At 45.0% G+C, this 10545-nt stretch carries 9 protein-coding genes and 2 riboswitches; of the genes, 1 reads left to right on the plus strand and 8 read right to left on the minus strand.

The window, feature by feature from the left end:
- The 3 genes from HMPREF2794_RS23720 to HMPREF2794_RS23730 form a co-directional block, all read right to left on the minus strand.
- A complete protein-coding gene (locus HMPREF2794_RS23720; protein ID WP_070752869.1) occupies window positions 1–1356 on the minus strand; it encodes an MATE family efflux transporter in 1356 nt (451 codons plus the stop codon).
- Window positions 1357–1450: 94 nt separating this feature from the next.
- Window positions 1451–3445: a DUF5074 domain-containing protein gene (locus HMPREF2794_RS23725; protein WP_083312177.1), complete on the minus strand. Its 1995-nt coding sequence runs from the start codon at window positions 3443–3445 to the stop codon at window positions 1451–1453.
- A 142-nt stretch (window positions 3446–3587) separates the two neighbouring features.
- Window positions 3588–3803, minus strand: a riboswitch (cobalamin riboswitch).
- Between the two features lie 65 nt (window positions 3804–3868).
- Entirely contained in the window at window positions 3869–4432 is a 564-nt protein-coding gene (locus HMPREF2794_RS23730; RefSeq protein WP_070752873.1) for a DUF2284 domain-containing protein, read from the minus strand.
- A 35-nt stretch (window positions 4433–4467) separates the two neighbouring features.
- Between HMPREF2794_RS23730 and cobO the strand changes: the two genes are divergently transcribed.
- Window positions 4468–5007, plus strand: a complete 540-nt coding sequence (cobO, locus tag HMPREF2794_RS23735; RefSeq protein WP_255323281.1) for a cob(I)yrinic acid a,c-diamide adenosyltransferase — start codon at window positions 4468–4470, stop codon at window positions 5005–5007.
- A 5-nt stretch (window positions 5008–5012) separates the two neighbouring features.
- Here cobO and HMPREF2794_RS23740 read toward each other — a convergent pair whose 3' ends face one another.
- The 5 genes from HMPREF2794_RS23740 to HMPREF2794_RS29135 all read right to left on the minus strand — a co-directional run bounded on the left by HMPREF2794_RS23740 (window position 5013) and on the right by HMPREF2794_RS29135 (window position 10389).
- The gene (locus tag HMPREF2794_RS23740) at window positions 5013–6698 is read right to left on the minus strand and encodes a putative transporter (protein WP_070752875.1); all 1686 of its coding nucleotides are present in this window, start codon (window positions 6696–6698) and stop codon (window positions 5013–5015) included.
- Window positions 6699–6983: 285 nt separating this feature from the next.
- A riboswitch (cobalamin riboswitch) is annotated at window positions 6984–7195 on the minus strand.
- A 51-nt stretch (window positions 7196–7246) separates the two neighbouring features.
- Complete coding sequence (locus HMPREF2794_RS23745) at window positions 7247–8008, minus strand: ABC transporter ATP-binding protein (RefSeq protein WP_070752877.1); 762 nt, start codon at window positions 8006–8008, stop codon at window positions 7247–7249.
- Complete coding sequence (locus tag HMPREF2794_RS23750; protein WP_070752878.1) at window positions 8005–9021, minus strand: FecCD family ABC transporter permease; 1017 nt, start codon at window positions 9019–9021, stop codon at window positions 8005–8007. Before HMPREF2794_RS23750 ends, HMPREF2794_RS23745 begins: the two co-directional genes overlap by 4 nt.
- Window positions 9018–10154 (minus strand): ABC transporter substrate-binding protein, encoded by a 1137-nt coding sequence (locus tag HMPREF2794_RS23755; protein WP_070752900.1) that lies wholly within the window; start codon window positions 10152–10154, stop codon window positions 9018–9020. Before HMPREF2794_RS23755 ends, HMPREF2794_RS23750 begins: the two co-directional genes overlap by 4 nt.
- Window positions 10155–10251: 97 nt before the next feature.
- On the minus strand, window positions 10252–10389 hold the full coding sequence (locus HMPREF2794_RS29135) for a hypothetical protein (RefSeq protein ID WP_153880773.1): 138 nt from the start codon (window positions 10387–10389) through the stop codon (window positions 10252–10254).
- Window positions 10390–10545 lie beyond the last annotated feature (156 nt).

Below are 10545 nucleotides of genomic sequence, written 5' to 3' on the forward strand. Positions count from 1 at the left end.
TTATCGTCGGCGGACAATGAAGCGATCTTTGAAATAAATTCCGATAATATAGAGTGTCGTCAATAACTCTGCCGACGGAACAGCCAGCCAGATGCCCGGCACACCGAGAATGGGCGGAAGAACAAAGAAACCGATCAGCATAAATACGACACCTCGAAGAAGGGTAATGATAGTAGCTCTCTGTCCCCGTTCAATACTTTGGTAATAGCCGATTCCTATCATATTAATAGCAAAGAAGATGAAGCCGATGCCAAAATAGGGAATGCCGTTTACTGCAATGTCAAAGGCGGAATAGCTGCGGTCTATAAACAGTGCGACTATGTTCCGGCAACATAGCGTTGTGAGTATGAAAAAGCAGATTCCGCAAATCAAAGCTGTACGCAGCGAAAGACGCAGTGCCTTCCGTATACGTTCCGGCTGTCCGGCTCCGAAGTTATAGCTGATAATCGGCTGGGCAGATTGTGCAATCGCATTATATACCATAAATATGATGGGGAAAAAGTAACAGACAATACTGAAGGCAGCTACCCCGTCTTCTCCCAGATTCCGGATAAAGACATAGTTGCCGAGGAACATCATACAGGCAATGGACGCTTCGCTGACAAAGGCCGAATTTCCTAATTTTACCATATATCCTATGTTACGGAAAGTCATTCGCAGACTTTTTCTGCTTAGTTTGATTCGGTATAAGCGAAGGTCATGAGAGTAGTGCATGAGATAGACGAGTGTCATCAATCCTCCTACTACGGTGCCCAGGCTGGTGGCGAAGGCAGCGCCCATCATTCCCCAACCAAATTCGAAGATGAAGATATAATTTAACAGGATGTTGAGAATAGCTGCTGTGGCATTGCACATCATGGCATAGTTGGGCGAACCGTCCAAGCGGATATAGAACATGCCTATATTTAAAATTTCATAGAATACGAGGAAGGGTACATACCACGACATGTATTCTATTACATACGGCAACAATTTATCCGAACTGCCCAAGAAGCGTCCCAATGGCTCTACGAAATAGAAACACAAAGCAGACATGATGAGTATAAGAATCGCAGAAAAGACAAGTGCCTGAGTAATATTGATATTGGCTGCCTTACGTTTACCCTGCGATAGGTGAATGGAGGCGACAACCAATCCTCCGACTCCGAACATCAGTCCGATTCCGGCGGCAATCATAAAAAGAGGGGCTGTGATATTGACGGCGGCCAGTGCGTCGCTACCGATTCCTTTTCCTACGAATATTCCATCCGTAATAACGAATATCGCAGAGAAAACCATCCCGAGTACCGTCGGTACCAATAACTTACGGAATAGCGTGGATATGTCCATGCTGCCAAAATCAATGCTGTCTTTCATGACTTTCTACCTTTTATAATTAAAACGGGTGCAAAGGTAGAGGTATGAAAAGAGATAAAAATTACCATTTGGTAATTTTTATCTCTTCTTTCTGCTATTTATTGATCCATTCGTCAGAGAACCGGTATACAAAATCGATTTCTGCCGGGCTGGCTCCGCGTTGGCTGTTATATTTGAAGTGAGACTTCTCCGTTGGAGTGCCACTTGAAATATCATATACATATATATCACTATTTACATAGGTGGACTGTCCTACCCAATATTCTTCCGTAGTAGGGTGAATACCCATAATACCATAAATCGTTATGCTGGATTTCAGGAAGTTTACGTCGAAGCTCTGTGTAGTATAGTTGTAGCGGCTGGCACTGGTTGCGTTGAATGCGTCTGTATCCACAAAGTATAAGTTGGGCTGGGTGAAGCTTGCACAGAAGCCGACAGAAGGTGACCAACTTGCGATTGGAAGTTCGATCTCATCCGGCATATCCGTTTCGGAGAGTACATTGCCATCATGGTCAAGCGCTACCATTTTAGGAGAAGAGGTGAATGTCGGGCTGTAAAGGCTTCCTGTGTAAGTTGCGGCGAGCGGGCAATAGATATTTCCGTCTGCGCCTTTGGCGATACCCTTAATCTGATGTCCTTCGAATGGGATTGATTTGATAATCTGATCAGTGGCAGGATCGATGATAATTACTTTCTGTCCGCATCCCGCATACACCTTGCCGCGAGAATAAACCATGCGGCCTTTAGTAGCACCTGCTACAGTAAATGCACCGAAGCTTCCGTCGACTGTTGGTTCTACTTTTACAGCTCCATCGCTCAAAGTCAGTGCGGCGATACCTGAAGTGGCTTCCATACCCGATTCTGAATATTGAACGTATGCACGTGTCGGGCTGACTACTACTAAGTGTTGAGGCCACGTAGATTTACCTTCCGGAGTCATGATTACCAAAGGATCAGCGTATTCCATTTTAAATGTATGGGCATCGCATACCACGAAACGTCCGGCTCCTCCCTGGCTGCTACCGTTTTGAGCAATTATATAAATCTTTTCATTTGCCATATACATGTCCTGAACTACATTTCCTATTTCCATACCATTATTGGCATTTTCGAAAACGTTGCTGTATTCAACTCCGTTTTTATCATAAAAATAGATCGTTCCATTGGCACTACTCATATTGCCTTCACAGACTACGAAAGTACCTTTTGTATCAGTAAAGTCAATAGAAGCACATACTTCGATGGAAGCAAACATCGTATTCCCATTCTCGTGGATACCTACCAGAGTTACAATACCTCCATTGTAGGATTGGTCGGTATAAGCAGGAGCTTTTACTGTTAGTGTTTTTGCATTTTTGTTGAGAGTGAATGTCCACCCTTCTGGTTTCTTCAAGAAATCTACGCTGATTATTTTGTCCATATTCAGTGAAAGAGTTTTCTTTTCGTTGAAGTTGAAAACGTAGTAAGGACGTCCGTCGGTCGGTTTCACGAAAGAGAAACTGTTTACTCCTTTGGTGGTAGGTATGCTGAAACTGGTTCCATTTGTCAGAGTAAAGACAACTTCCATTTCTGAAGGGATCACTGACTGAAAGAAGGACTCGTTGGCCTTTACGTCTTTTCCAGTCGTATCTTTGAGCCGTTCTCCATCTACTGTCCAGTATCCGTCAGTATCAACACTTAGTTGTGGTGCTGCTCCGGTTACGCGGAGTTTTTGTCCGTCTACAAGCAGAAATTGGGTTTCTCCGTTTGCGGTGATTGTCCAGTAATAGATTCCATCTTCTGCTTTCACTCCGATTACAGGGGCATCTGCTCCCTTTTCTCCGTGTTTGACGATAATCGTTTTATTGTCGCTGAAAGTAATCTTTATACCTTCGTCCGTTTCTTCATAGTTGGTGATAAACTTGGCATTCTCGTAAGCCGAAACGATTGTCTGAAGATTGCTGAGGTTTTCTTTTAACTGAGAGAGTTCGGTTTTTATCCCCTTCACTTCATCCCATAACTCATCGTCGTTGTAACATCCTGCAATTAGAATACTAAAAAGGGCGAAGGTCATCAGTCTGACTGCCCAGAAACGCATTTGCTTTCTCATAAATGTAAATTATTTGATATTAAACAAAAAATCCCCGTTTGTTTAGATAGCTATAATCTACACAAACGGGGACACTAATATCTATATCAAATAAAATATAAATGCTTATTTTCTATTTGACCGTAACCCGAAATCCCGCAGGTGTAAATCAGAGCATCAAGGCAGGTCTTCTGACTCATCTCTTCTGACAACACCTTCCCAGGTTTGTGAACCCAGTGGTTTCAAGTTGCAGTTTTGCTCTGACAGGCAGAGCCAAGATTTACAGCAGCAGGTTCTGTTGCCGGTTTGCACGGCATTCCCTTTTCATTCCTTAACAGTATGTCCACTGTTTTCGGAAACCTTAACGCTACAAAGGTATAAAGTTTTGTTAATATCTTGTTTGTTTTATCAAAAGAATTTTTGTTTGTTCTGATATTGAATCGTTTACAGGTCTTTTTGTATATCTCCGAATATTCCGCTTACTAACAGTAAGTATTCCGGCATCCTGTCTTTATCTCCCCATTTTAATTCAATATGTAGTAGTTCGGATGCTGTTTTACCTATATCGAACCCACAGGCTTCCAGTGACGGACGTACCCGTTCGGGATATAGGCAAGGTTTTCCTTCTGTGCGTGTACATGTGGGGCAGAGCAGGCAAGAGCCGGGAAAGAATGCACGTCCTTTATACGTTTTTTCCATTTCCAGCAGTAATTCATCTGTCCGTTTCCGTTCAGTCTCCATTATTTCTTTACCGAAAGAGATAACATCTGTAATTCTTTCCGGATATAGAGGAGTTATTTTCGTCCCGATAATCAAAGCTGTTTGGCATTGGGAAAGGTAATGATCTACATTGAATGAGAATGGAGGACATGCCCAATAAGTGTTATAGCGGGTGCATTGCCGGCAGAATCCGATAAATTTTTCGGCATCCCGATAGTTTGCCATGTATTCGGCAACGGGAATGGTAGCGGTAAAGTCTTCAGCAATATAGTCTTCTCTTGTTTTCATATCACAAAGATATAGTTTATTTTTGTACTGCGGTTATTAATCATTCAGAGGAAAATCAGATGGAAAAAGGATACATTCATATTTATACGGGTGATGGAAAAGGAAAGACGACGGCAGCATTCGGCCTGGCAGTCCGTGCCCTTTGTGCAGGTAAAAGCGTATTCATCGGGCAGTTTGTCAAAAGCATGAAATACAATGAAACCCGTATGGTTGAAAAGTTCGACCGGATTTCGATAGAACAGTTCGGCAACGGATGTATGCTGACCCGTGAAGCTACGGAAGCAGATATCCGTGCGGCACACGAAGGGTTGACAAAATGCAGGGATGTTCTGCTTTCCGGAGAATATGCAGTCGTTATATTGGATGAATTGACCATTGCCCTCTTTTTAGGTTTATTGGAACTGGATGATGCGTTACAACTGTTGCGTAGCAAGCGTCCGGAAACGGAGGTCGTTATTACCGGACGCTATGCACCGCAGGAGTTGATTGATATAGCCGATCTTGTCACCGAAATGCGGGAAGTAAAGCATTATTATAAACAAGGCGTATTGTCGCGTGACGGAATAGATCGTTAGCAAAGCTATCCCAACGATAGAATCAATAATTGTGCCGTCAGCACCCGCAGAAACATGGTAAGCGGATAGACTGTAGCATAACCTACGGCTGGTGCATCGCAGGAAGTGAGGTCATTGGAGTATGCCAGTGCCGGCGGGTTAGTGGTAGAGCCTGCCAGAACACCGATTAACGTGAAGTAATTCAGCTTGCAGTAATAACGTCCTACCAATCCCGTAATCAGAAGAGGCAGAATGGTGATGATAACTCCGTAACCCACCCATATATATCCTCCGCCATGAATGATGGTATCTACGAATCCTTCTCCTGCTCCCAGACCTACACAAGCGAGGAAAATGGAAATACCGATTTCACGGAGCATCAGGTTGGCACTTATGGTAGTGTAAGTAATCAACTTATATTTCGGTCCGAAACGGCTGATCAGAATAGAGACGATGAGCGGACCACCTGCCAGTCCCAGTTTCACCGGTTGGGGAATACCCGGGAAGGCAAAAGGAATACTCCCCAGAATACAACCCAATGCGATACCTATAAAAATAGGAATCAGATTAGGGTGATTCAGGCGCTTCATTGAGTTACCCAGTACTTTCTCGGCATGAGCAACGGCAAGCTCGGTACCAACGATGGTGACACGGTCGCCCATTTGCAACTGCAGCTGCGGGCCGGCAACCAAGTCCACTCCCGAACGGTTGATGCGGGTAATGCTTGCTCCGAAGTTATTTCGTATTTTCAGTTGTGAGAGAGTCTTGCCGTTGAGTTCCGGTTTGGTTATCAGGATGCGGCGTGAGATGAGCTGTTTGTTCAGCTGTTCCCATTCCATTTTAATTTCCTTGCCGAAGAAGATGGTGATTGCTTCCACATCAATCGGTGTAGAGATGACTAGGATAATGTCTCCTACATGTATGACCGTTTCAGAGTTGACCAATTTTGTTTCTCCTCCTTCACGGTGTTTGATACGTGAAATGACGAACTTACGATTCAATAACGGACGAAGTTCTTTAATCTTGATACCGTCTACCGATTCGTTTCTTACCTCGATGGAGACAGGACGTACGGTAAGTTCCTGTAAATGTCCCAAGCCTACTTCCGCTTCTTTTTCTTCCTGTGCGGTATTGATGCGCAGAAGATATTTCAAGGCGAGCAATGACAGGATGATGCCTACGACACCCAGCGGATAGCTGACAGCATATCCCAATGCTATATCGGGGGCGTCTATACCGTTCAGGTCACTGTTGGCCTGCTGTGCAGCTCCTAGTCCGGGGGTGTTGGTGACGGCTCCGGACAAGATACCGACCATGGTGGTAATCGGAGTTCCGGTAGTAAAGTGGAGAATAACGGTGATTCCTACTCCCAATGCCACTACCAGCACAGCCAGCATATTCAGCGTGAAACCTCCTTTCTTGAAGGCCGAGAAAAATCCCGGTCCTACTTGCAGACCGATAGAGTATACAAACAGAATCAATCCGAACTCTTTCAGGAAGTGGAGCAGGTGCTCGTCCAGATTCATGTTGAAATGACCGAATACGATTCCGACAAAGAGTATCCAGGTGACTCCCAGAGATACTCCCCGCACTTTAATTTTTGCCAGGATGATTCCGAACGCTATGGTCAGCGACAGAATCAGCACGGAGTGTGCCACTCCGCCACCCCAAAGGTTGGGGTAACCTTCGAATAAATTTCTTAGAACTTCCATTTTGATTTTTATATTATATCATGATATTTTGTAGTGTTAAAAGTATCCCCGGAGAAATCACTTCTACAGGGATACACACACATTGAGTATGACGACTTTGAGGCGTCTCTTTAGTTATTTGTAATAGAGAGAATCATTCACTTAAATTTCTTCCGTTGATGTCGGGCGGAACATAGTCTCTATTTTTGCTGATATTAATGATGTCAGCAATTTGATTTGCATATTGTTTTTCCATAAACGGTTTGTTTACATTATTACTGTCTTTCTATCCCACGAGTAAAAACAGTTGTCAAGATACTGAATGGCAGGTCTTCTGACTGACTTCCTCCCTGATGCCTTCCCAACTTGGCATTATCATAACAAGTCAGTGGCTAAAGTAATTATCAAGAAGTTGAACGAAGCTTCACAGCAGCGGGACTGTCCGGGATTTTCACCCGATTCCCTTTTAATTCAGACAGTTGATATGGCTATCTGAAACCAATTCACGGGCAAAGATAAGGAATTTATGGAGAAACCAGATGGATAGCATGTATTTATTTCATGTGGGGTCATTCCTGTTTGATACGCACCCGCATTTCTTTGGCGTCAAACGTAATTGATTCGTTACGGAATAGTCTTTCTATGTGGCCGCTGGCTATCATTTCAGAGGTGGAAAGGGTATATAATTGCGGATTATCAATTAGCATGATAGAGTCGCAAAGTGATAGGGCGATATCGAGGTCGTGTGTGGAGAACAGGATGCATTTGCCTTCTTCCTGTGCCAGTCTTTTCAGGAGCAGGCAGAGTTCGTAGCGGTTGGGCAGGTCCAGAAAAGCGGTTGGTTCGTCAAGCAGGATGACGGGGGTATCCTGTGCGAGGGCACGCGCTATCATGATTCGTTGGCACTCGCCGTCGGACATTTTATCCATTGTCTTTTCTGCGTAGTCGGTCATGCCGACCAGTCGCATGGCATTGTCCACCCGGCTTTGGTCTTCCGGTTGTAACTGTCCGATCCAGTTGGTGTAGGGGGCACGGCCCAATGCTACTACGTCTTTGCAACGCAGATTGGCGATGCGTACTTTATCGGTGGTTACAAAGCTGATGTTTCGTGCCAGCTTTTCCGGTTTCAAGGAGGTTATATTCTTTCCTTGCAGGATGATTTCTCCCGATTGAGGCTTTTCCAGTCCCATCATGGCACGGAGCAGGGTACTCTTTCCTGTTCCGTTGCGTCCCAGCAGTGCAACAAGTTGTCCGCCTGTGATCCGGGCGTTTACCGTTTTCAACAGCGTACGCTGTCCGTATCCTAGTGTCAGTTCTTTAAGCTCGATCATTTGATTATACGCAAGTTTTTAGCTATTACCCATAAAATAACCGGAACACCCAGCAGGGCAGTGATACAGTTGACCGGAAGCAGAAACTTCTTGGCGATGATGTCGCAGAGAAGCATGCTGATGAATCCGGTCAGCATGGTGCCGGGGACGAGTATTCGGTGGTCGGCATTGTTAAACAGTAACCGGGTGACGTGCGGAACAGCCAGTCCGATGAAACCGACAGGGCCACAGAAGGCGGTGACCGTTCCTGTGAGCAGTGCGGTGGATATGAAAATAAAGGTACGCGAGCGCTTGATATTCATTCCCATGGTCCGCGCATAGTTCTCGCCGAGTAACAGCAGATTTAGTGGTTTGATGCAGGCTACGGAAATCAGCAGCCCCAGGCACAGCATCGGAATCATAATTCCTAGTTGAGTGGCTGTAATGTGGCTTAATGATCCCATTGACCAGAGCGTGAACATTTTCAGTTGTTCGGCAGAACTCAGGTATTGCAGTATCTGGATGATGGCACCTGCCACATATCCGATCATGACCCCCATAATCAGTACACCGAGAATATTTTTTACTTTCCGGCTGACAATGGCTACTCCCAATAAAATGGCAGCTGTTCCTACCCAGCCCGAGCCGACGATACCCAGCGATTGAAGGACCGGAAACTCCGTCCATCCGAGCAGCGGAGCTCCTAGTATAAAGAGCGCTACTCCCAATCCTGCACCGGAACTAACTCCCAGCAGGTAAGGATCCGCCAATGGATTCTGGAATACCGTTTGCATCTGCAGACCGCTAACGGAGAGCGCCACACCTATCAGTGCCGCTACCACTACCCGTATAAACCGGATGGAAAGGAGAATGTTGCGTGTCATTTCGTCGCATTCGCCTCTGGTGAGTACAGCCCATACTTTAGAGATGGGGATATACGTATCTCCGGTTGCCATATCTATCAGTAATAATAGTACGGCAACCATACTTAGCGTAATGAATAAGAGGGCGGTACGTTTGTGGGGCTGTTTCATTCCAGATGCCTGTAGTAATAGAGTGAGTCGGATACAAGTTCAGGGTGGAAAATATGAATCAGATCGCGCAGTACTATGTCGGGACGTATTACTGCCGATTCCCAGTACTCGTTACCACCGGTAGCGGTCAGTCGCAGATTGTTGTTGTATGCAGTCTTTTCGCGAACGGATTTCGCATCAGTGAATTTAGGATTGACGGCTTTCAGTTCATCCAGTGTAGAAGCCATGCCGACATTAATCCAGTAGTCAGCTTTTTGTATCAGTCCGTAGGCAGTTTCCAGTCCGATGGGGGCGGAGCTGTTGGAAGTGTTCTCCTTATATATATAGTCTGCTCCTGCGTCGTTTACCAGTTGTGCCATATAGCTTTTGGTGGAAGGCATTATCCAGCTATCGTTCCAGGGGGTATTGAACATTACGGTAGGGCGCTGCTCTACCGATGCCGTAAGGTCTTTCAATGTCTGATAGCGTTTCGGAATTTCGCTGAATATTTCGATTCCTTTTTCACGGCTGTCCGTCAGTTCGGACAGAGCAACCATCCATTCGGCTTTGCCGAGCGGTGATTCTTCCAGATATTCGCCTACATACATATAAGGTATAGAGAGTTCTTTCAGTTTGTCCGTTACAGCGGTTTGTGCGTCTCCGATGCCGTATAGCAATACAACGTCGGGTTTCAGGCCCAGCAATAGTTCATAATTCATTTCCGGACCCATGTCTTTAATGGAGTCTTTGTGCGCAATGATATACGGATTGGATACGTAGTCGATGCCCGATACGGCTACAATTCGGTCTGCCTGTCCCAGCGCGTCGAGCATGGCGATGTAGGAAGAAGACATACATACAATCTGTTTTGCTCCGGCAGGAATGGTGGGACCTGTGAATCCGGCGGGTGCCTGTTCGCCATTTCGTGATATGAAGTAAGACATTTCTACATCTTTGGCTCCCTGCCACGGGTTGAATACTTGTATCAGGGTGCTTTGAACGTTGTCTGCACCCAATATTTTAAATCCGGAAGCATATTCCGGTGTATATATATCCTGATTGAATGCTTCGAGAGAAGTCTTCTTGTTTGATACGCAACTTACCAGTAATAGCAAGGAAGCCAGTATGAAAGCGGAGATGGATTGTTTTATCATTTTATTTACATTTAGTTGTAACTGTCTTGTGAACATGTGATGCAAATATATTAATTGTTTTCTAATATGTCATTATTAAGTCTCTATTAAATTAGTTTTAGGCTTCCTCTCCAAGTGAATTAAACATAGGTTTTGCTCCCATGCTCTCACTTTCTGCCTGTATCGCTTTGTTCATCGGCGTTTCAGCTATGGTAGCAACTGTGGTGGCAGAGTGGGAGCAAGCTGTTGCTCTCACTCTGCATCGCCTTGCAATATGTGGTTTTCTTAATGTTATTGTTTGATTTGCAGGGTGTTAACGCCTGTTGTGTCAACTATTAATGATTGACATGTCAGTCGTTAATAATTGAGAAATCAGGTGTTAATAGCTGATGACTCATGTATTCTTGACTGA

Source organism: Bacteroides sp. HMSC067B03 (assembly GCF_001811315.1).
GTDB classification, from domain to species: domain Bacteria; phylum Bacteroidota; class Bacteroidia; order Bacteroidales; family Bacteroidaceae; genus Bacteroides; species Bacteroides faecis.